This is a genomic window from Vreelandella sulfidaeris Esulfide1 (assembly GCF_054072535.1).
The window spans coordinates 3,213,684-3,235,465 of record NZ_CM133364.1; the positions used below are offsets into that span (position 1 = coordinate 3,213,684).

At 55.5% G+C, this 21,782-nt stretch carries 15 protein-coding genes; 10 read left to right on the forward strand and 5 right to left on the reverse strand.

From position 1 onward, the window contains the following. Window positions 1-144 precede the first annotated feature (144 nt). Both ACW44H_RS14990 and ACW44H_RS14995 read left to right on the forward strand, forming a co-directional pair. Complete coding sequence (locus ACW44H_RS14990; RefSeq protein WP_457505330.1) at window positions 145-1,380, forward strand: cation:proton antiporter domain-containing protein; 1,236 nt, start codon at window positions 145-147, stop codon at window positions 1,378-1,380. 153 nt (window positions 1,381-1,533) lie between these two features. After that, on the forward strand, window positions 1,534-2,406 hold the full coding sequence (locus ACW44H_RS14995) for a DMT family transporter (RefSeq protein ID WP_457505331.1): 873 nt from the start codon (window positions 1,534-1,536) through the stop codon (window positions 2,404-2,406). 73 nt (window positions 2,407-2,479) lie between these two features. On the opposite strand, the gene ACW44H_RS15000 is transcribed toward ACW44H_RS14995, so the two are convergent. Continuing rightward, on the reverse strand, window positions 2,480-4,663 hold the full coding sequence (locus ACW44H_RS15000) for an OsmC domain/YcaO domain-containing protein (protein WP_457505332.1): 2,184 nt from the start codon (window positions 4,661-4,663) through the stop codon (window positions 2,480-2,482). Between the two features lie 115 nt (window positions 4,664-4,778). Next, a complete protein-coding gene (locus ACW44H_RS15005; protein WP_457505334.1) occupies window positions 4,779-5,663 on the reverse strand; it encodes an alpha/beta fold hydrolase in 885 nt (294 codons plus the stop codon). A 126-nt stretch (window positions 5,664-5,789) separates the two neighbouring features. Here ACW44H_RS15005 and ACW44H_RS15010 point away from each other — a divergent pair, with 126 nt between their 5' ends. Beyond that, window positions 5,790-6,800 (forward strand): zinc-binding alcohol dehydrogenase family protein, encoded by a 1,011-nt coding sequence (locus ACW44H_RS15010; RefSeq protein WP_457505336.1) that lies wholly within the window; start codon window positions 5,790-5,792, stop codon window positions 6,798-6,800. A gap of 29 nt (window positions 6,801-6,829) precedes the next feature. On the opposite strand, the gene ACW44H_RS15015 is transcribed toward ACW44H_RS15010, so the two are convergent. Continuing rightward, on the reverse strand, window positions 6,830-7,423 hold the full coding sequence (locus ACW44H_RS15015) for a TetR family transcriptional regulator C-terminal domain-containing protein (RefSeq protein ID WP_457505337.1): 594 nt from the start codon (window positions 7,421-7,423) through the stop codon (window positions 6,830-6,832). A 201-nt stretch (window positions 7,424-7,624) separates the two neighbouring features. Between ACW44H_RS15015 and ACW44H_RS15020 the strand changes: the two genes are divergently transcribed. The 7 genes from ACW44H_RS15020 to dauA all read left to right on the forward strand — a co-directional run bounded on the left by ACW44H_RS15020 (window position 7,625) and on the right by dauA (window position 18,948). Continuing rightward, entirely contained in the window at window positions 7,625-8,845 is a 1,221-nt protein-coding gene (locus ACW44H_RS15020; protein ID WP_457505338.1) for an efflux RND transporter periplasmic adaptor subunit, read from the forward strand. After that, window positions 8,842-11,982 carry an efflux RND transporter permease subunit gene (locus ACW44H_RS15025; protein WP_457505339.1) on the forward strand — a complete coding sequence of 1,047 codons (3,141 nt, stop codon included), beginning with the start codon at window positions 8,842-8,844 and terminating at the stop codon, window positions 11,980-11,982. Before ACW44H_RS15020 ends, ACW44H_RS15025 begins: the two co-directional genes overlap by 4 nt. Beyond that, window positions 11,982-13,388, forward strand: a complete 1,407-nt coding sequence (locus ACW44H_RS15030) for an ATP-binding protein (RefSeq protein ID WP_457505340.1) — start codon at window positions 11,982-11,984, stop codon at window positions 13,386-13,388. Before ACW44H_RS15025 ends, ACW44H_RS15030 begins: the two co-directional genes overlap by 1 nt. A 103-nt stretch (window positions 13,389-13,491) precedes the next feature. Further along, window positions 13,492-14,187, forward strand: coding sequence for a response regulator (locus ACW44H_RS15035; protein ID WP_457505341.1), 696 nt, complete (start codon window positions 13,492-13,494; stop codon window positions 14,185-14,187). A 182-nt stretch (window positions 14,188-14,369) separates the two neighbouring features. Beyond that, window positions 14,370-14,789 (forward strand): hypothetical protein, encoded by a 420-nt coding sequence (locus tag ACW44H_RS15040; RefSeq protein ID WP_457505342.1) that lies wholly within the window; start codon window positions 14,370-14,372, stop codon window positions 14,787-14,789. 211 nt (window positions 14,790-15,000) lie between these two features. Further along, window positions 15,001-17,049: a choline BCCT transporter BetT gene (betT, locus tag ACW44H_RS15045; protein WP_457505343.1), complete on the forward strand. Its 2,049-nt coding sequence runs from the start codon at window positions 15,001-15,003 to the stop codon at window positions 17,047-17,049. A gap of 147 nt (window positions 17,050-17,196) precedes the next feature. Continuing rightward, window positions 17,197-18,948 (forward strand): C4-dicarboxylic acid transporter DauA, encoded by a 1,752-nt coding sequence (gene dauA, locus ACW44H_RS15050; RefSeq protein ID WP_457505344.1) that lies wholly within the window; start codon window positions 17,197-17,199, stop codon window positions 18,946-18,948. 75 nt (window positions 18,949-19,023) lie between these two features. On the opposite strand, the gene adhP is transcribed toward dauA, so the two are convergent. Together adhP and exaC are read right to left on the reverse strand one after the other, a co-directional pair. Continuing rightward, complete coding sequence (adhP, locus tag ACW44H_RS15055; protein ID WP_457505345.1) at window positions 19,024-20,052, reverse strand: alcohol dehydrogenase AdhP; 1,029 nt, start codon at window positions 20,050-20,052, stop codon at window positions 19,024-19,026. Between the two features lie 122 nt (window positions 20,053-20,174). Next, on the reverse strand, window positions 20,175-21,695 hold the full coding sequence (gene exaC, locus ACW44H_RS15060; RefSeq protein ID WP_457505346.1) for an acetaldehyde dehydrogenase ExaC: 1,521 nt from the start codon (window positions 21,693-21,695) through the stop codon (window positions 20,175-20,177). Window positions 21,696-21,782 lie beyond the last annotated feature (87 nt).

Here is a 21,782-nt window from a genome sequence, read left to right on the forward strand (position 1 = left end):
CACCGAGGAAAGGGATAGTAGTTTGAATGCGGCGTCTTTGAAGAACTAGGCTTTGAAGAACAGCTTTGAAGGGCAGCTTTCAACTACTTTCCCTTTCCTCGGTGTGAAAAGAGACTAAAAAAAAATGAACAAGCGAGCGAACGGATGCACGAATTTAATATTGGGTTGTTAGTCGTTGCTGCTAGCGCGCTATTTCTGGGGCTATTATCAACACCGCTAAAGCGGATCGGTTTACCCGACTCAGTCACCTTGTTGCTCGTCGGGGTTGTGTTGGGACCTACCGGGTTTGGATTTCTAGATCCAGCGCAGTGGGGTAACGAAATGGCCATTTTAGAACAAGTGGCCCGCTTAGCTATCGCGATTGGCTTGATGGGTATCGCACTGCGCTTACCCAAATCCTATATTTTTAACCACTGGCGACCACTTTGCGTTTTACTGCTGGTGGGTATGCCGTTCATGTGGCTATGTAGCAGCGCTTTAACAGGCTGGGCACTCGGCTTGCCAATAGGAGCCGCTCTACTCATCGGTGCAGCGATTACCCCAACCGATCCGGTGGTTGCTTCGACCCTCGTGACCGGGCCCGTTGCAAAAGAGAATCTCCCTGCGTATCTACGCCATATAATTTCAAGCGAATCGGGCGCAAACGATGGGCTTGCGTTCATCTTTGTCATGATTGCTGTGTTCTGGCTGACGCTTCCGGCGGAGCAGTCCATGACCATGCCAATGTTAGGCGTCATCTTTGGTGATATTTTAGGCGCACTCGTTTTAGGGGCTGTTATCGGCTACTCGGTAGGCTTTGCGATGCGCAAAGCGGAAGAAAAAAAGACGATCGACCAACCTTCGATGCTGATGATTACGACAGCACTCGCCCTCACAACACTCGCCGCTGTGAAATTGATAGGAAGCGATGGAATTCTCGCCGTCTTCGTGGCGGGATTAATGTTTGATCAACAAGTCAACGCTTCAGAACGCCAGGAGGAAGAAAGGGTGGTCGAGGGGGTGGACCGCTTTTTTACTTCACCCATCTTCATCTTGCTCGGCTTGATGATTCCCTGGCACGAATGGATGTCCTTGGGATGGCCAGTACTAGCACTTGTTATTGGTGTGCTTTTTCTCCGCCGGCTGCCGTTATTCCTACTGTTAGGCGGACGCCTTAGCGACCTTCCAAGCAAGCTGGACGGTAGTTTCTCGGGCTGGTTTGGGCCAATTGGGGTCGCCGCGCTTTACTATGCGGCATTGGCCCATCATAAAACAGACGTTGCGGCGCTTTGGCCCGTGGTGAGCTTGATCGTTGTTTCATCCATCGTGGTACACGGGCTCACCGCCATGCCGCTTTCGCACCTCTACCGGCGGCTGAAGGATGCCAGGGCATCATCATAAGATGGCTTTCGTTCATCAAACGTAACGTCTACTTTTATACTGAGTAAATTAAGGTCTGCAGGCAGCAGACCAGGAGCCATCATTCAGCAAAGGAAATGCGTTTAAACTCCCCTTGCTCCTGGGTGTTTACCATTCAAGGTGGAAAGGTGAGATATGATAGCTGCCAGCAGCATGTTTATACCGCTAGCCGCTTTCTTTTGGGGGGTATCCGGAGGAATCGCAAGCATCCTTATGGAAAGTGGTTGGGATGCACTTGTTGTTTCATTCTATCGAGGGTTTGTAGGGTTCCTCTTTGCGCTTGCCTGGCTAATGCTCCGGCCGCACCACAGCGGGTTGGCAAATCAACAGCTATGGCTTTGGTCAGCCCTTGCAGGGCTCGGCGTGGCGGGCAATTTCACTTTTTATTTCATCAGCATTGCACATGGCAGCGTCGCGGTTGCTGCTACCTTGATGTATTGCGCCCCCGTCTTCGTCTATCTCGTTTCATTTGCATTCAAGCTTGAGAAGCCCACCACGGCTAAATGGGTGGCCATCGCTGTGGTTATGCTTGGCATCGTGCTGTTGACGCAGTTGTATGAAATTAGCGCCAGCGGCCTATCGTTGATTGGGATCTGTGCGGGATTACTTGCTGGGCTCTCCTATGCCGTTTTCATTTTCGGATTTAAATACGCCGCCCCTCATGGCAGCCCCCAGTCAATCCTTTCAATAGCCTTCGCGGTACTGGCCATCACTCTCATTGTGCCAAGCGATGCTGATCAGATCTTGAGCGCCCTGGGCTCATCACAATGGCACTTGTTCTTGATACTCGGCATCTTAGGCGCAGGGTTATCCTTTGTGCTGTATATCGCGGGGATAAAACGCACAACGCCTGTGCTCGCCTCCATGGTAGCCATGATTGAACCTATCACGGCCACCCTATTTGGCGTGGCAGTGTTAAATGAAAGCCTGAGTATTATTCAGATAGTGGGTATGGGACTGATACTGGTAACGGTGACAGCGTTGAGTGTTACCTCAAGCAAAGCATAGGAATATCCCCATTGCTTGTGTTGGCTTAACGCAGGCGCCGTAACGCCCGCAGAACAGATTGTGTTATGGGCGCTTAAATGCCTACTTTAGCCGCTCTGGCCGCGTGCAGTTTTTTATAGCTTTCAATCAAGCGCTGGTGGCGCTCCAGGCCGTCTAACTGCATGTTAGTGGGCGTTAGGCCATGGAAGCGTACTTCGCCACTCACCGAGCCAATAACAGCCGCCATGGTGGCTTCGCCGAACATACGCTGGAAGTTGTACAGGTAATCTTCAAGCGCCAGTTCATCATCCAGCACAATTTCCAGCACTGCATTTACCGCCTGGTAGAACAGGCCGCGCTCGACGGTGTTGTCGTTGTATTGCAGGAACATCTGTACACAGTCCAGCGCCTCTTCATGGCGCTGTAGCGCTAGGTAAACCAGCAGCTTTAGCTCCAGAATGGTGAGCTGCCCCCACTCGGTGTTTTCATCAAACTCGATACCGATCAGCGTGATGATATCGGTGTGGTCATCCATCTGGCTCTCTTCCAGACGCTCGACCAGATCAGTCAGTTGATCGTCGTCGAGGCGATGCAGGTTGAGAATATCTTCGCGGTAATCCAGGGCTTTATTGGTGTTGTCCCAAATCAAATCCTCAATCGGGTATACCTCTGAATAACCCGGCACCAAAATGCGGCACACCGGCGCGCCAAGGTCTTCGTGTATCGCCATATACACTTCGGCACCCAGCTCTTCAAAGATGCCAAACAGTGTCTCGGCTTCTTCCTCGTTGCTGCCGGAGAAGTCCCACTCGCTGAATTCAAAATCGGGCTTGGCGCTAAAGAAGCGCCAGGAGACCACACCCACCGAGTCGATAAAGTGCTCAACAAAGTTATTCGGCTCGGCCACCGTTTGAGAGTTGAAGGTGGGCAGCGGCAGGTCGTTCAGCCCTTCGAAGCTTCGGCCTTGCAGCAGTTCCGTCAAGCTTCGCTCCAGCGCTACTTCGAAACTCGGGTGGGCGCCGAAAGAAGCAAACACGCCGCCGGTGCGCGGGTTCATCAAGGTGACGCACATCACCGGGAACTGCCCACCCATGGAGGCATCTTTTACAAGCACCGGGAACCCCTGGGCTTCCAGGGCGTTAATGCCTTCGACAATGCTGGGATACTTGGCCAGCACCTCCTGCGGCACATCAGGCAGCGTTAGCTCCTGCTCGAGAATTTCGCGCTTCACCGCCCGCTCGAAAATTTCCGACAGACACTGTACCTGCGCCTCTACCAGCGTATTGCCCGCGCTCATGCCGTTACTCAGGAACAGGTTTTCGATCAGATTCGACGGGAAATACACCGTTTCGCCATCGCTTTGACGCACAAACGGCAGTGAGACGATACCGCGCGCCTCGTTACCGGAGTTGGTGTCAATCAGGTTAGAGCCACAAAGCTCGCCTTCCGGGTTGTAAATCGCCAGGCAGTGCTCATCGAGGATTTCCGCAGGCAGCTCGTCATTCGGGCCCGGTTTGAACCATTTCTCATTGGGGTAATGGACGAACTCACTGTTCGCAATCTCCTCCCCGAAGAACTGATCGTTGTAGAAGAAGTTGCAGCTCAGACGCTCGATAAACTCACCCAACGCCGAGCACAACGCGCTCTCTTTGGTCGCGCCTTTGCCGTTGGTGAAACACATCGGCGATGCCGCATCACGGATATGAAGCGACCACACGTGGGGCACAATATTGCGCCAGGAAGCAATTTCAATTTTCATGCCCAGGTCAGCAAGTATCGCGCTCATGTTGGCGATGGTCTGCTCTAGCGGCAGGTCTTTGCCTTCGATGTAGGTGCTGCCACCTTCCGGCGCGCCCATCAACAGTGCCTGGGCGTCTTCATCAATATTCTCGACCACCTCGATCTGGAACTCAGGGCCGGTCTGTACCACTTTCTTGACTGTACAGCGGTCAATGGAGCGCAGAATGCCTTCGCGATCTTTCGGAGAAATATCTTCCGGCAGCTCAACCTGGATTTTGAAAATCTGCTTGTAGCGGTTCTCCGGGTCGACGATGTTATTTTGCGATAGGCGAATATTCTCGGTGGGAATGTCCCGCGCGTTGCAGTAAACCTTGACGAAATAAGCAGCGCACATCGCCGATGAAGCCAGAAAATAATCAAACGGGCCAGGGGCCGAGCCGTCGCCTTTATAGCGAATGGGCTGGTCGGAGATAACCGTAAAATCGTCGAACTTGGCCTCCAAGCGGAGGTTGTCGAGATAATTAACTTTAATTTCCATGAGCGGACATCCGGGGTAATGAGTGTGCCTGGGCGTATCAACGTTAGCCGATAGGCGAATGGCGGCCATTATCCAGTTTTTTACCCGTCTCGTCTTGGGCAGTGGCTTGAATCGTTTATTGCTGACCCAGCAAGAACGGCAGCGCCTCCTCTAGTAGCGTCTCGGGAATTTCTTCAGCAATATAGTGACCGCAAGGGAGCGCTGTGCCTTCTACATCGGTGGCCACCTTGCGCCATTCAGCCAAGGCATCAAAACAGGCTTCGATCGCACCTTGGGCACCCCACATCACTTTAATTGGGCAGGTAAGTTTTATGCCCGCATCTATATCTGCCTGATCGTGTTCTAAATCAATCGTGGCGCTGGCGCGGTAGTCGCCGCAGATGCCGGTAGCCGTGCCGGGTAGCGCAAGACAGCGCTCATACTCTGTTAGCGCTTCTGATGAGAAAGGCGCCATACCGGCACTGCGAGCCCCCATCACGCTCCTCAAATACTGAGCGGGGTCGGCTTGAATCAGCCTTTCCGGCAGCGGCTGGGGGCGAATCAGAAAGAACCAGTGCCAGTAGCTGCGCGCAAAGGCCTCAGTGGTGCCGCGATACATAGCCAGCGTCGGGGCAATATCCAGCAATACCATTCGCTCGACGTGCTCTGCGTGATCAATACCCAAGCGATGCGCTACCCGCGCACCACGATCATGGGCCAGCACTTTGAAACACTCAAAGCCAAGCGTGCTCATTAGCTCCGCCATATCGGCCGCCATGGTGCGCTTGGCGTAATTGAGGTGCTCTGCGTCGTCGTCGGGCTTACTGCTGTCGCCGTAGCCGCGCAGGTCGGCGGCAACTACTGTGAAATGTTGGGCAAGTGCGTTCGCTACTTTGTGCCAAATGACATGAGTCTGCGGATGGCCGTGAAGCAGCAGCAGCGCCGGGCCACTGCCGCCCATCCGATAGGCAATATCGACGCCGTTAACGCGGCGTGTCTGTTTTTCAAACCCTGCAAACATGGTGTGCTCCTGGCATCAGTCATCACGAACCCATACAGCATGCGCTGATATTACGCAGCCGAGTCCTTTTTAATAAAACAACATACGGGCATGATGGCGCCACTTATCTTGATTAGGAGAATTACCATGAAAGCGTTCGCCTTTACCCAAAGCTTGCCTATCGACCACCCCGATGCGCTCCAAGCTATCGAACTACCTACTCCAACTCCAGAAGCCCACGATATTCGCGTCGCGGTGAGCGCCATTTCCGTCAACCCTGTGGATGCCAAGGTGCGAAACAGCGCGCTGCCTGAAAGCGGCGAACCTCGCGTGCTGGGTTACGACGCCGTGGGCGTGGTCGATGCCGTCGGCAGCTCTGTGACTCGTTTTCAGCCCGGCGATCGCGTCTGGTACGCGGGTAATATCGCCCGTCAGGGTTCTAATGCCGAGTACCAGCTTGTCGATGAGCGCATCGTCAGCCTGGCGCCGAAAAGTTTATCTGATACTGAAGCCGCTGCCCTGCCACTAACGGCCATCACGGCCTGGGAACTGCTATTCGACCGGCTAGAGCTGGGCATGCGCGATACCCAAGGCAAAAGCCTATTAGTGATTGGCGCAGCGGGCGGTGTTGGCTCTATCTTAGTGCAACTTGCCAAGCAGTTAACCGATACCACCGTGATTGGTACGGCGTCCCGCCCGGAAAGCCAAGCCTGGGTGAAGTCGCTAGGCGCTGACGCGGTGCTTGATCACCACCAGCCGCTTGATCAAGAACTTAAAGCGGCGGGCTTTGACGGCGTGGATATGGTGATTAGCCTTAACCAGACCGACCACCACTTTGAGGCCATCATTGCGGCCCTCAAGCCGCAGGGTAAGCTTGCACTGATTGATGACCCGGAACTGATCGATGTGCGTAAGCTTAAAATGAAAAGCCTGTCACTGCACTGGGAACTGATGTTTACCCGCCCACTATTCACGACAGACGATCTCGCCAAGCAGCATGACATGCTCAGCGAAGTAGCGGCCATGGTCGATGCCGGACGGCTAACCACCACCCTAGGCGAAGTATTAGGTCCGGTTAATACCGACAACTTAAAACGCGCCCACGCGCTGATCGAGAGCAACAGCACGATTGGCAAGCTGGTTTTGGAAGGCTTTTAATAGGCAGTTAACGTCTAGCCCATCGCTGGCTACGGCGATGGGCGAACCAGCACCTGCTGAAACAAAATCGTTTCAAACTGCTCCATAGGCTCGACAGATTTAAGCGTTTTGGCACGCAGAATAGCGCCTTCCCAGCCAGTGAGAATAAAGCTGGCGAGCGCCTCTGGCGCAGTATGAGTGGCGATGTCCCCGCGTGCTTGGGCGTCCTTCAAGCAGTGCACAAAACGTTGCTCCCAGCGCTGAAACACCAAGTTTAACGCATCGCGGAAGGTATCGCTCTGGCCCGAAAGCTCTTGACCAAGGTTGCCGATCAAACAGCCCGTCGCGTGATCGCACTCATGCATATGAACACGACCAGCGGCGAAGTAGCGTTTTAGACGCTCAAGCGGCGGCGTGTCATTATCTTCTAGCAGCGACACCAGCGTTTCATCATAGCTGGCGGCAAAGCGCTCGATTACCGCCAGGCCGAAATCTTCTTTGCTGGAGAAGTAATGATAAAAGGAGCCTTTAGGCACACCGCAGACTTTCAATACGGCATTGATGCCCGTCGCGTTGTAGCCTTGCTGACTAATCAGTTGGGCGCCACTATCAATTAATTTGTCGCGGGTTACGTTGTTTTTCATACGTCCAAGTTTTTCATACATTCATTTTTGCATACATTGAAAGTAGACCAGTCAGTCAATTGCTATCAAATGGGTGCTATGTGAGTAGCAGTTGCATGTTATTTGCACATTGTTTGACTTATCGCTGCTCAACAATGAGTGATGCTAGCATCATACGCTTATTTTTCTGGAAATTTCGCTCTCAACGGATCACGCGCGTTAATGATACCCATACGTTCTTACTCTTACCCTACCTTACAACAAGGCCGAATTCGGTTGGGCGCCTTGGTGGCCTTAATCATTTTTATTGGCACCCTTGCCCTAGCGTGGTGGATTATTACCCAACCACCCCGTATTGAGCGAACCCCGCCGCCCGAGCCACTGCCTACCATGGTAGACGTGGTCACGGTAGGCACGAGTGCCCAGGCACCGAACCTTTACGGGTTTGGGCGCGTTGAGGCGGAACAGGAAACAATGCTGGCCAGCCGCGTGGCAGGACAACTGGAGCGTTTTGCCGACGGTGTTGTGCCGGGGCAAGTGGTTGAGCAAAGCGCTCCCTTGGCCTTTATTGATCAAGCCGACCTGACTTTAAGTCTTGAAGATGCCGAGGCGCAGTTGGCTAATGCCCAAGCACAACTGGCGTTGGAGCAGGCGGAACAGCAGCGCGCCCGAAGCGAGTACGAATCTTTTGGTCGTCAGCTTTCCGCTGAACGACGTTCGCTGGTATTACGTGAACCGCAGTTACGCCAAGCCCAGTCTCAAGTTACCCAAGCGCGGGTAGCTCGCGACCAGGCGGCACTGAATGTCGAGCGCGCAACGCTCACCGCCCCCTGGCGGGCCATGGTGCAAGAGCGCTTGGTAGGCGCCGGCAGCTTGCTAAGCCAGGGGACAGAGGTCGTGCATTTGGTGGGCGTGGAGCAGTTTTGGGTACGCGCCTCGCTGCCCGGCGAGTGGACTGATTGGCTGGAAGTGGGCGGGCGAGTCACCTTAACCAGTCGCGGCTGGCCCGAAGGAGCTACGCGTGAAGGCACGCTGGTATCGATGCTGCCCAGCCTGGAAGAAAACGGCCTTCAGGCACAGCTTTTAATCGCTGTTAACGATCCATTGGCACTCGAGACCGACGGCCCTGCCCTGCGCCTGGGAGATGTGCTGCGTGCGTCTTTTCAACCCGCCACTCACGAGCAGCTCATCTCACTACCTTCTGCGGCGCTTCGCCCGGGCGATGTAACGTGGCGTGTCGACGAGGATAATCGTCTGCGACGCACGCCGGTCACGCTGGCTTATCGCGGTGAGGATGATGCGTTGATTCGTAGCGGTCTGGAAGCCGGGCAGCAAGTCGTCACGACGGGCTTGGCCCAGCCTAGAGAAGGCCAACTAGTCCGCATTCGTAGGCCCAACGATACCCCAGCCCAAGCGGGAGATGAACCGGGAGACGAATCATGAAGGTGCCACGCGGCCCACTGGCATGGATGGTCGATCATGGTGTCGCCCCCAACTTATTGATGGTGCTGTTTATCGTCGGCGGCCTAATGGCGTCGCTGGCGATTAAAAAGGAAGTGTTCCCTGAATTCGACATCGAAGTCGTACAAGTCACTATCAGCTACCCTGGCGCCACACCGGAAGATGTTGAGCAAAGCTTGCTGCTACCGGTGGAAGCAGCGATTGCCGATGTGGAAGGCATCGATGAGCTAACCGCCACGGCCAGCGAAGGCAGCGCCAACGTCAGCGCCACACTCATTGACGGCATTGATGTGATGCGCGCCTATCAGGATATTCAGCAGGCGGTGAATGCCATCACCACCCTGCCCAGTGCTGCCGACCCACCGCGTTTTACCTTGGCCGGGCGCTCGCGCAGCGTGCTGAGTCTGCAGGTATACGGCCAGGTCGGTCTAGAGGCGTTGCACGATGCGGCGGAAGATGTGCGGGGTAAACTGCAAGCCACCTCGGGCATTTCTCGCGTCGAACTTTCCGGCAACCGTGAGCGGGAAATTCAAGTCCACCTCGACGAAGAAGCCATTGAACGCTATGGCCTGGATCACCAAGAGTTGGCTAGCCGCATAGCGGAAGAGGCGCTTGATCTTGCCAGTGGCCAACTGACAACGGCTGAAGGCGAATGGCTAATTCGCTATCAGGGCCGCCGCAACAGCGCTGAAGCCTTTGCCGAACTGCCAATTCTGACCAGCACGCAGGGCGCCCCCATTGCGCTGGGCGAGATTGCCAGGGTCAGCGGTGGCTTTGCCGAGACCGATCGTGAGGAGTTTTATAATGGCCAGCCTGGTCTCTCCGTCGATGTTTATCAAATCGGCGATCAAACCCCGACCAGCATTTCAGAAGCGGTCACCGGTGAGCTTGAACGACTGCGCGCAGGCATGCCCGAGGGTGTCAGCCTGGATATTTCCCGCGATAGCTCGGAAATTTACGAAGACCGTCTCAGCCTGCTGTTAAAAAATGCCTGGATGGGGCTGGCGCTCGTATTGGTGCTCATGGCGCTGTTTTTAGAAGCGCGGCTGGCCTTCTGGGTCACCTTGGGTATTCCAACGGCGTTTCTGGGCGCCATGCTGTTTCTACCCTGGGTTGGCGTCTCGCTCAATATGATGTCGATGTTCGCCTTCATTATCGCCCTGGGGATCGTGGTGGATGACGCCATCATCGTCGGCGAGAACATCTACAGCTACCGTGAGGAAGGCTACTCGCTGCGCGATGCGGCGGTGAAAGGCGCGAGCGAGATCGCCACACCGCTGACCTTCGCGATTTTATCCAACATCGTCGCTTTCCTGCCGCTGTTATTTTTACCCGGCTTTTTGGGACTGATTTTTGCCACCGTGCCGGTCGTCGTGGTCACCGTGTTTTTAATTTCCTGGCTGGAAGCGCTCGTCATTCTACCGGCCCACCTAGCCCATAGCCGCAAGCCGCGCCAGACCCCGGCGTGGCAGCGCCCGCTTGAGGCACTTCGTCAGCGCCTGCAGGGCGGCTTGCATCACTTCACCTACCGCCAATTCGAGCCATTTCTGCAACGCGCTTTGAACCAACGGCTGCTGAGTATTTCGCTGGGCATTGCGATCCTGCTGATCGCCCTCTCATGGGCAATGAGCGGGCGGCTGGGTTTTTCGCTAATGCCCAGAGTGGAATCTGACGAAGTCGAGGCCAGCGTCACCCTGCCTATTGGCAGCCCTATCAGCGTTAGCCGCGAGCTTAGCCAGCAGTTATTGGATGCTAGCGAACAGCTTAGCCAGCGCGAAGAGTCGCTCAGTTTTAGCAGCACCCATACTCGCTTGGACGGTGAGAGTTTGGAAGTAGAGCTAGAGATTGCGCCAGAAAGCCTTGATATTTGGCCGCCTTCTCGTGTTGCCCGTGAGTGGCGCGCCCTAACCGGCGATTTACTTGGTGCACAGTCGGTGCGCTTTGCCTCAGATGCCGGCGGTCCTGGCAGCGGTGCAGCGCTGAGCCTTCGCCTGTCTCATCCCGACACACAGATACTGGAGGCCGCCGCCGACCGATTGGCGGAAACATTGGGCGGCTATGGCCTCACGGATATCGATAGCGGGCTTGGCGACGGCAAACCGCAGTTGGAAATGCGTCTTTCCGCGGAGGGCCGTGCGCTGGGGCTCACCGGGAACAATTTAGCCCAAGCACTGCGCGGGCCACTCCAAGGCGCCACCGCGCTTGAACAGTATGTCGGGCATAGCGAGATCAGCGTTGAGGTACGCCTGCCTACTGATAACCGCGATAGCTTAAACGAGCTCTACCGCATGCCGGTGCGCACGCCCGATGGGCTAAGCGTACCGCTATCGCGGGTAGCCGACATCACTATCAGTCAAGCCTCCAGTAGCCTGGAGCGCATCAACGGGCGGCGGATTATCACCGTTACCGCCGATTCCGAAAGTGACATGGCGATCAATCAGGTGCTCGCTACGCTTCAGGAAGAAGTATTTCCCAACCTGGAAGCGACCTGGCCGGGGCTTGAAGTCAGCATGGGTGGTCGTCAGCAGGATACTGCCGACAACTTGGCCACGTTGAAGACCTCGATGTGGTTAATGATCGCGGCCCTTTATGCACTGCTCGCCATTCCCTTCCGAAGTTATTTGCAGCCGCTGCTGGTGCTGGCCGCGATACCGTTTGGCATTGTCGGGGCCGTCGCAGGCCACATGATTATGGGCTTCGGGCTTTCGATTATCAGCCTGTTAGGCATGCTCGCGCTCTCCGGCGTGGTGATCAACGACGCCCTGGTGTTAATCGACTACGCCAATCGTAAACGCCGCGAAGGAATGGCCCCTCGGGAAGCCATCGTGGCAGCCGCCACACGTCGCCTACGACCAATCATGATGACCACATTAACGACATTTCTAGGCTTGGCGCCGATGATTTTGGAAACCTCGCGTCAGGCGCGCTTCATGATCCCCATGGCGATTTCGCTCGGCTTCGGCATGCTGTTCGCCACCGTGATCTTGCTGATTCTGGTTCCTTGCCTCTACCTGGGCATGGAAAATGTCCGCGAACGACTCAGCGCGCCACGCCAGCCCGCTCTCGCTAACAACAAGCAGGGTGATAACCAGCCCAGCCAAGAAGAGGGAGGCCATTAATGGCCGTGCTCACTGCAATACGCCAATGGCGGCCCTCCCGGCTGGGCCTCAAACTGTTTGTCATTATCCTCAGCGTTAATGTGGCGATCTCAGCCAGCATGTTTTTGGCCGTCTCTTACAGTATTGACCGCGGCTTTCTCGATTATCTCAACCAAGCCCAGGAGCGCCGTGCTGCGCTGTTGGCGGATGGCTTGATCACCCGCTGGGAAACCCAGCAGAGCTGGGAGTGGCTTGAACAATCACCCGAACGCTGGCCGTTTATTGTCCGCTTTGAACTGGGCCAGGAGCACCGCGACCGCCCTTCTCCGCTGGGTGAAGCGCGGGATTTCACCCTGCGTGCAGCGGACGACCGCTTTGTGGTCCCCCCCAGAAGTGGGCGCGAAGGTTCGGGCAGTTGGCATTGGCTGACGTTAAGTAGCGGCGATACCCATATCGGCTCATTGGGGTTTCGGCCGCCTCGCGAAATGATGGAGCGCATGGAGAGCCGCTTTCTTGAGCGTCAGCAACGCAACCTGGTGCTCATCGTCATCTCACTCTGCGTTGCCTCGCTGCTCTTAGCGGGCGGACTTTCCTGGTGGCTGGGGCGTCGCACGCGGGCGCTGGCAGGCGCTACGCTGCGCCTCACTGAAGGCGACTACCACACCCGACTACCTGAACGCGGCCGTGATGAACTGTCGCGCCTGGCGCGGGATTTTAATGTTCTCGCCGCGACACTGGAAGCCAGCCGCGACGCCCGCGCCCGCTGGGTGTCTGATACGGCCCACGAACTGCGCACGCCGCTGGCAGTGCTGCGCGGTGAGATCGAAGCCATGCAGGATGGCATTCGGCCCCTGAATCAGGAAAACCTCGGCTCACTCGCCCAAGAAGTGGGCCAACTAGAGCGCCTAGTGGCGGATTTACGCCTGCTATCGCAAAGCGATGCGGGAGCGCTGGATATACAGTTGGCGCCGATGGATCTAAGCGACTGCCTGGCCAGCCGGTTGGACGATGCCGACCGTTGGCTGGTGGAAAGCGGTTTAACGCTGACCGAGCGCATCGAGCCTGGCATCATGATTCGTGGCGATGCCCAGCGCCTGCGCCAGCTATGGAACAATCTCTTGGATAATAGCTGTGCGTACACACAACCGCCGGGAGAGCTGCGCGTTACGCTCTCGACTCAACAGGGCATGGCAGTAGTCACTTGGGAAGATAGTACGCCGGGCGTGCCTGAAGGCGAATTAGCTCGTCTAACTGAGCGGTTATACCGTGTGGAAGGTTCACGTAACCGTGCCAGCGGCGGCAGCGGTTTAGGGCTTTCCATTGCCAGCGCTTTGGTCAATGCGCACGGCGCGACACTGACCCCCTCAGCCTCCTCCCTGGGCGGCCTACGCTGGACGCTGCGTTTTCCTCTTTTGACCACTGGCTGATATGTTCATGGCGATTGTTTTCAGGACAAATATTATCAAAGCTAATGGTTAAAAACGTTTTTAAGCCATGCTTTCACGTTAACTGCTAAGCGAGCCTACCTTTATGTCTCATGCTGCCTCTTTGCTGGTTGTTGAGGATGAACCGAAAATTGCCCGCCTGATGGCGGATTACTTGACCAGTCATGGATTTGCGGTAACTACCCTGGGCCACGGTGATGAAGTGATGCCGTGGCTGGAACAGCACTCCCCGGCCCTCGTGCTGCTCGATATCATGCTGCCCGGTAAAGATGGCCTTACTCTGAGCCGGGAAATACGTCAGCAATGGCCGTCTATAGCGATCATCATGGTCACCGCCAAGGTAGAAGAAGTGGACCGCTTACTAGGCCTGGAACTAGGCGCCGACGACTATATCTGCAAACCGTTCAGCCCCCGGGAAGTCGTCGCCCGCGTTAAAGCCGTACTGCGCCGCAGTCAAGCGGCAGCCGATGCCCCCGCTGAGGTGAAAAACGCGGCCGTGGTACTAAACGATGATGGCTGGCAAGCACTCGCTCACGGGCAGGACATAGGCCTGACCGCGGTGGAATTTCAGTTATTGCGCGTCATGATGCAGGCGCCAGGGCGTATCTTCAGCCGTGAGCAGTTGATGGACCACATGTACCGCGACAACCGCATCGTTTCAGAGCGCACCGTGGACAGTCATATCAAAAAACTGCGCAAGAAGATCCACGAAGCGCTTCCCGAACTGGAAATCATCCGCTCGGTATATGGCGTCGGTTATAAGTATCAGCCGGAGGGCTAAGGATTGACCTGCACAGCGATGGCCAGCCCCCATCGTGCAGCTTCAGGATAACTAGGTGACCCCTCACCTACCGGTTACGACCTTCAACCAGCCAATAAGATCATGATTGTTGCACACTCTCTGCAAACGGTTTGCACGCAGCCTAGTGATACTATCACTGTCAACTCACCGGGAGAGAACTTATGAAAATTTCAAGCGCTAAAAAAGTGTCAATTCGCCAACTGTTTGCCCCAGCCCTGCTGGCTATCACCATTGCTCCATTAGCACTTACCGCCCAGGCGCATAGCCATGGTGACCATGAAGGCCAAGGGCCTGATCGCGAGCGAATGGAAGAACGCATGGAGGAGCGTCGCCAGGAAGTGTATCAGCGCGCCGATATCTCAGAAGAGAAGCAGGCTGAGCTCAACGAAGCACACGCCGAACATCGCGAAGCGATGCATGCACTGCACGAAGAGCATCATGAGCGGATTGCTGAGATCCTCTCTGACGAAGAGCAAGAAGCATTACGTAACGCCATGCAAGAAGCCCATGAAGAGTATCGTGGTAAGCACGGTAAACGCGGCCACCATGATGATCAAGAAGAAAGCGCCGATAGTGAATAAGCGTTAATCACTTCTTATCGTTAGCTTTAACGCCCGGTTTTTCGGGGCGTTTTTGCGTCTATATGCCGCTCTGCATGCCGCTAACGGCCTCTCATCCAACCCAAACGGAGAAAGGTTAGCTTGAAGGAGGCTGCTTAATCGCGTATTTTATTTGAACGTTCATTCAAAATAAAATAATCCCTTCCTCTTTCAACAACAGGAGCCCGCCTGCATGGCGAAAGAAATTCCCCACCTCCCTTCCCGTGACCGTCTCAATCCCGTGGTTTTCCACGGCAGTGTGGCGGGTATCGTTGTCTTTTTAGTGCTCACCATGGTGTTTACCGAGCAAGCTGGCACCTTTTTTGATGCCGGGCTTGCCTGGGTGAGTAAAACCTTTGGCTGGTACTACATGCTCGCCATTGTGGCGTATTTGGTATTCGTGGTTGCCATTGGCATGTCGCGCTTTGGCAGTATTCGTCTGGGGCCCGATCATTCACGCCCCGAGTTTTCATTACTCTCCTGGTCAGCCATGCTGTTTGCAGCGGGTATCGGTATCGATCTGCTGTTCTTCAGTGTTGCTGAGCCGGTTGCGCACTATTTGGCACCCCCGGATTTAACCCCGGAAAGCCAGGCCGCAATGCGTAACGCCGTCGTTCAAACCTACCTGCACTGGGGGCTCTCCGGCTGGGGGCTGTACGTGTTGATGGGTATGGCGTTGGCTTATTTCAGCTACCGTCATCGCCTACCGTTGGCGATACGCAGCGCGCTTTACCCCATCTTGGGCAAACGTATTCACGGTCCGATTGGTAACGCAGTAGACATCACTGCGGTGATCTCCACTGTATTCGGCATCGCCACCAGTCTCGGCATTGGGGTGATGCAGTTAAATTACGGCCTCACCTATATGTTCGGTGTGCCGGAAACCCTCACGGTTCAAGTGATCTTGATTGTACTGGTGGTGGTATTGGCAACGATTTCTGTGGTGACCGGCGTTGAAAAAGGCATTCGCCGTCTCTCCGAGTTCAACATGCTGTTGGCGCTGGCATTGATGCTGTTTGTGCTCTTTTCAGGCGACACCTTGGTACTGCTGGATAAAGTGGTTAATAACTCCGGCGACTATCTATCGGGCTTTGTGGGCGCCAGCTTCGACACTTACGCCTTTGCCGATGAGAGCGCCCAAGAGTGGAAAATGTGGTGGACGATCTTCTTCTGGGGCTGGTGGATCGCCTGGACGCCGTTTGTGGGTTTGTTCCTGGCGCGCATCTCCCGGGGTCGGACCATCCGTGAATTTGTAGCAGGCGCCTTGTTTATTCCGCTGGCCTTTATGATGGTATGGATGTCGGTATTCGGTAACAGCGGTATTGAGTTAGTCGCCAATCAAGGTGTTGTCGAACTGGGTGAGCAAGCCCTTAACACACCGCAGACCACGCTTTATACACTGCTTGAGTACTACCCCTATGTAGGCCTAACAGCGGCGGTGGTCACCGTTCTGGGCATCGTATTCTTTATTACTTCAGCAGACTCCGGCGCCCTGGTATTGGCCAACTTCACCTCTATTTTGAGCGACGTTAACCACGATGCGCCGGTGAAACTGCGTATTTTCTGGTCGGCAGTGATCGGTTTGATCACCATTGCCCTGCTCATGGCTGGCGGCTTAAATGCACTGCAGAGCGCCGTTGTCATTACTGCATTGCCGTTCTCTGTGGTGATTTTTGCGGTGATGATTGGTATGTATAAAGCCTTGAAATTGGAAGGCAGCAAGGCCGATGCGCGCCGGATGATCGCAGGCAGTGCCCCAGGGGGCGATTGGAAAGAGCGCTTGGACCGTGCGTTAGATACGTCTAACCGTGCGGGTGCCGCCGCTACGATTGAGCACGCTATTCGCCCAGCGATGACTCAGTTCGCTCAGGAGCTTGAAAGCCGAGGCCAAACCGCCAACGTGACCGAAGAGCGTGTTGAGGGAGAATCCTTATCCAACCTGATGCTACAGGTCGATTTTGGCGAGGCCACCAGTTTTGTCTACCAGGTATGCCCGCACCGTATGCGTACCCCCAGCTTCATCCAGGCGGATGATGACTTCTATGTACGCCTGGACGTCTACCTGGCAGAAGGGGGACAGGATAAAGACCTTAACGGTTATACCCGTGGTCAGGTGATTGGTGACTTGGTGGCCGAGTACGAACGCCACCTACATTTCCTAACCCTGGCAGGTCAGCAGATGGGCCATGTGCAGGCGATGCCCGGCACGATCGGCGAACCACCTGAAAATGCTCAGATGTAACAGCATCCGTATCTAGCGCACCTACAATCCCGGCTCATGCCGGGATTTTTGTGTGCAAATGATAGCGCGACTAACGCCTTGTTGTGCAAATTTCAGTGCAGGCGTAGCGTAATGGCTTGTTTCCCCTATTTTTAGGAGGCTGGCCCTATGTCCCGTGTCCATCGACCTTCGGGATACGTTTTCCCAATGCCTGGCAGCGCCTTACTCAGCGCCTGGCGTGAAGGTTACTCGTTGGGAAAATTTAAGCGCGATGTGTTGGCAGGGCTGACGATTGGCGTGGTGGCTGTTCCACTATCCATGGCGCTAGCGATTGCCACCGGCGTGCCGCCTCAGCACGGGTTATACACCGCTATCGTCGCGGGGGCGGTGATTGCATTAGCTGGCGGCTCACGATTTAACATTTCCGGCCCCACCGCTGCCTTCGTGGTCATTCTATTTCCCATCGTAGCCAACCATGGCTTGGGCGGGCTGCTGATTGCTACCTTTATGGCCGGCGCTATTTTGGTGGCACTGGGGCTTTCGCGGTTGGGCAGTCTGATTCAGTACGTGCCCTACCCGGTGATTCTGGGCTTTACAGCGGGCATCGGGGTAGTAATTGCGCTTCTTCAATTGCCCGATTTTCTGGGTTTAACCGGTGTCGAACTAGGCGACAGCACCCTGCATAATCTCATGTTGATTGGCCAAGCACTGCCCTCCCTGTCGCTGGCGGAAATCAGCGTGGGGCTCGTCACCTTGGCATCACTGTTAGTCTGGCCGCGCTTAAAAACACCTGTGCCGGCCCCGCTAGTAGGTTTAGCGATGGGCACGCTGGCTGCCTCGCTATTGCTAATGGTTGGCGTTGAGGTCGACACTATCGCCTCGCGATTTAGTTGGGAGTACCAGGGTGAAAGCGGCAACGGTATTCCACCCTTCGCACCTAGTTTTATCGCCCCTTGGCATTTCCCGGGGGCGGATGGCACGCCGCTGGTAATCAATCTTGCGTTGATTCAGGCGCTGCTCGGCCCGGCGCTGGCGATCGCCTTACTCGCAGCGATTGAATCATTGCTGTGCGCCGTCGTCGCTGACGGCTTAACTCGTACACGTCACGACCCTAACGTCGAACTGATTGGCCAAGGGATCGGCAACCTAGTGGTGCCCTTCTTCGGTGGCATTACCGCAACGGCAGCGCTTGCCCGCACAGCCACCAATGTCAAAAGCGGCGCTTGTTCGCCTATTGCCGCTTTAGTGCACGCGTTGGTGGTGTTGCTTGCGGTAGTCGCGCTGGCGGGAGTGCTTGGTTTCGTCCCCATGGCCGCCTTAGCCGCGCTGTTATTCATTATTGCTTGGAACATGAGCGAGGCGCGCCACTTTATGCATACGCTGAGAAGCGCCCCCGCCAGCGATGTGTCGGTGCTGGTAATCTGCTTCGCACTTACGGTTGTTTTCGACATGGTGATCGCCGTGGCCGTGGGTATTGGCCTAGCCGCCGCCCTGTTTATCCGCCGTATGGCACAGCTAACCAATACTCAGCGCTTGGCAACGCCTTCCACGGGCGAACACTTCCCACCGGAAGTAGCGCTCTACAAAATCAGTGGCCCTTTGTTTTTTGGCGCGGCAGAAAAAGCCATCGCGACGCTGCGAGTGATTGATCACAGCGTACGGATAGTCGTTCTGGATATGCGCGACGTACCTAGCCTGGATACCACGGCCTTGGTCGCGCTGGACACGCTCCGCCGGGAGCTTGGTGAGCAAGGTGTCGGGGTAATATTTGTTGGTTTGCCGCCGCGCATGGCAATGAAACTAAAGCGTGCAGGCATTCGCCGTGAAGCAGGCAAATTAGCGGTCGTGAGCCACCTTACCCACGCCGCGCGCATGGCGCGGCGCTGGCTAGGTCGCGAGACTCCTGCGAAGGCTAAATAACAGCTATGCTATGACAATGTCGGAATTAAAAAGGGGGATTTTTATCCCCCTGGTAAGACGTCAATTAGCCCGATGTCAGCTAGCCATATCGAGCACGATGCGACCCTCTATCTTGCCGTCAATCATGCGCTGGAAGACATCGTTGATATTATCCAGTGTATCCGTTGCTACTGTCGCTTTGACCTTACCCTCGGCGGCGAAATCCAGCGCTTCCTGCAGGTCGCTTCGCGTGCCCACGATAGAACCGCGAATGGTGATACCGTTGAGCACCGTGCTGAAAATTGGCAGAGGAAATTCGCCCGGCGGTAGGCCATTAAGCACCAGTGTGCCGCCGCGGCGTAGCATATTCTGGGCCTGATCAAATGCTTTCGGCGACACCGCCGTCACCAATGCCCCGTGAGCGCCGCCAATGGTTTTCTTCAGGTACATCGCTGGGTCGGTTTTCATAGCATTAACGGTTATTGTGGCGCCTAAACGCTCGGCCAGGGCTAGCTTACCGTCATCGATATCAACAGCCGCCACATTCAGCCCCATTGCTTTAGCGTACTGCACCGCCATATGGCCCAGGCCACCAATGCCCGAAATCACCACCCACTGGCCGGGGCGGGTATCGGTCATTTTCAAGCCCTTATAAACCGTTACTCCCGCGCATAGTACCGGGGCTATTTCGATGAAATCGACGGCATCCGGCAGGCGCCCTACATAGCCTGCATCCGCTAGAGTGTAGTCCGCAAACCCGCCGTTAACGCTGTAGCCAGTATTTTGCTGGGACTCGCACAGGGTCTCCCAACCGCCTAAGCAGTGCTCGCAGTAGCCGCAGGCCGAGTAGAGCCAGGGCACACCGATGCGATCACCCTCTTTGACGTGAGAAACACCTTCACCTACCGCCACGATATGCCCAACGCCTTCGTGCCCGGGAATAAACGGTGGCGAGGGTTTTACCGGCCAATCACCGTGAGCGGCGTGTAAATCGGTGTGGCAAACCCCAGAGGCCGCCACTTTCATCAATACTTCGCCCTGCTTAGGACGAGGCACATCGACTTCTTCTATAGATAACGGCTGGCCAAACTCACGAACGACCGCCGCGCGCATTGTGCTATCCATGATGCAACTCCTATGGTTTTCGATACGGCAGTTTAATGACTGCTCTTATCGGTAGAGTCAGCGTCAGGGGGACTGACAGTACCGCCCGGCAAACCACCGGGCGGTATGGCTAGCAGAGCGGCTTAGAAGAAGCCCAGCGGGTTGATGTCGTAACTGACCAGCAGGTTTTTGGTTTGCTGGTAATGCTCAAGGGCGACTTTGTGAGTTTCGCGGCCAACGCCGGATTTCTTGTAGCCACCGAAGGCCGCGTGGGCGGGATACTGGTGGTAGCAGTTGGTCCACACGCGACCCGCTTGAATGCCACGCCCCATGCGGAAGGCGACATTAATGTCACGGCTCCACACGCCAGCGCCCAGGCCGAACTCGGTGTCGTTGGCAATCGCTAGCGCCTCTTCCTCATCTTTGAAGGTAGTGACTGCGACTACCGGGCCAAAGATCTCTTCCTGGAAAACGCGCATCTGGTTGTTGCCCTTCAGCAGCGTGGGCTGAATGTAGTAACCGCTGTTGATGCTGTCGTCCATGGTCTCTTTATTGCCGCCGGTGAGAAACTCTGCACCTTCTTCGCGGGCGATATCCATGTAGGACATGATCTTGTCGAACTGCTCTTGGGAGGCCTGTGCACCCACCTGCACATCGGTATCTAACGGGTTGCCGCGCTTGATAGTTTGGGTGCGCTCGATCACCTTGGCCATGAACTCATCGTACATGCTTTCTTGTATCAACGCCCGCGAAGGGCAAGTGCATACTTCGCCTTGGTTAAAGAACGCCAGCACCAACCCCTCCACCGCCTTATCTATAAACGTCGGCTCGGCATTCATAATATCGGCAAAGTAGATGTTAGGGGATTTACCACCTAACTCGACGGTCGATGGGATAATGTTTTCCGCCGCGCATTTTAGAATATGCGCACCGACAGGGGTGGAGCCGGTGAAGGCGATCTTGGCGATACGCTTGCTGCTGGCCAATGCCTGACCCGCTTCTGCGCCAAAACCATTGACGATATTGAGCACGCCTGGCGGTAGCAGGTCGCCAATCACTTCCATCACTTTCAGAATCGAGGCAGGGGTTTGCTCGGCAGGTTTAAGGATCACACAATTACCCGCCGCCAGAGCAGGTGCGAGCTTCCAGGCGGCCATAAGGATCGGGAAGTTCCAGGGAATAATTTGCCCCACCACGCCCAGCGGCTCGTGGAAATGATAGGAGACGGTGTTGGCGTCGATATCTGCCGCAGTGCCTTCCTGCGAGCGTAAGCAGCCCGCAAAGTAGCGGAAGTGGTCAACCGCCAAGGGAATATCAGCATTGAGGGTTTCGCGTACTGCTTTACCGTTATCCCACGTTTCAGCTACCGCGAGCATTTCCAAATTTTGCTCAATGCGGTCAGCGATTTTTAGCAGAATATTGCTACGCTCTTGAACAGACGTTTTTCCCCAAGCAGGTGCCGCCTTATGAGCTGCGTCCAGGGCTTTATCAATATCTTCAGCCGAGGAGCGGGGAATTTCGCAAAAGACATGACCATTGACAGGGCTAATATTGTCAAAGTACTGACCTTTCACCGGGGCAACAAATTCACCGCCGATATAGTTACCGTAGCGTTTTTCAAACGACACCACAGAACCGGTATCACCAGGGTTGGCGTAGATCATTGTATAGCTCCTGAGTATTATGATTATTAAAGGTGCTTTGACAGTGTTGTTCAGTAAAGCAAATGGCGATATAGCCCGATAGCAGGA

Coding starts and splice junctions, on each gene's coding strand:
- ACW44H_RS14990 (WP_457505330.1), top strand. CDS start 145: ATGCACGAATTTAATATTGGGTTGTTAGTCGTTGCTGCTAGCGCGCTA.
- ACW44H_RS14995 (WP_457505331.1), top strand. CDS start 1,534: ATGATAGCTGCCAGCAGCATGTTTATACCGCTAGCCGCTTTCTTTTGG.
- ACW44H_RS15000 (WP_457505332.1), bottom strand. CDS start 4,663: ATGGAAATTAAAGTTAATTATCTCGACAACCTCCGCTTGGAGGCCAAG.
- ACW44H_RS15005 (WP_457505334.1), bottom strand. CDS start 5,663: ATGTTTGCAGGGTTTGAAAAACAGACACGCCGCGTTAACGGCGTCGAT.
- ACW44H_RS15010 (WP_457505336.1), top strand. CDS start 5,790: ATGAAAGCGTTCGCCTTTACCCAAAGCTTGCCTATCGACCACCCCGAT.
- ACW44H_RS15015 (WP_457505337.1), bottom strand. CDS start 7,423: ATGAAAAACAACGTAACCCGCGACAAATTAATTGATAGTGGCGCCCAA.
- ACW44H_RS15020 (WP_457505338.1), top strand. CDS start 7,625: ATGATACCCATACGTTCTTACTCTTACCCTACCTTACAACAAGGCCGA.
- ACW44H_RS15025 (WP_457505339.1), top strand. CDS start 8,842: ATGAAGGTGCCACGCGGCCCACTGGCATGGATGGTCGATCATGGTGTC.
- ACW44H_RS15030 (WP_457505340.1), top strand. CDS start 11,982: ATGGCCGTGCTCACTGCAATACGCCAATGGCGGCCCTCCCGGCTGGGC.
- ACW44H_RS15035 (WP_457505341.1), top strand. CDS start 13,492: ATGTCTCATGCTGCCTCTTTGCTGGTTGTTGAGGATGAACCGAAAATT.
- ACW44H_RS15040 (WP_457505342.1), top strand. CDS start 14,370: ATGAAAATTTCAAGCGCTAAAAAAGTGTCAATTCGCCAACTGTTTGCC.
- betT (WP_457505343.1), top strand. CDS start 15,001: ATGGCGAAAGAAATTCCCCACCTCCCTTCCCGTGACCGTCTCAATCCC.
- dauA (WP_457505344.1), top strand. CDS start 17,197: ATGTCCCGTGTCCATCGACCTTCGGGATACGTTTTCCCAATGCCTGGC.
- adhP (WP_457505345.1), bottom strand. CDS start 20,052: ATGGATAGCACAATGCGCGCGGCGGTCGTTCGTGAGTTTGGCCAGCCG.
- exaC (WP_457505346.1), bottom strand. CDS start 21,695: ATGATCTACGCCAACCCTGGTGATACCGGTTCTGTGGTGTCGTTTGAA.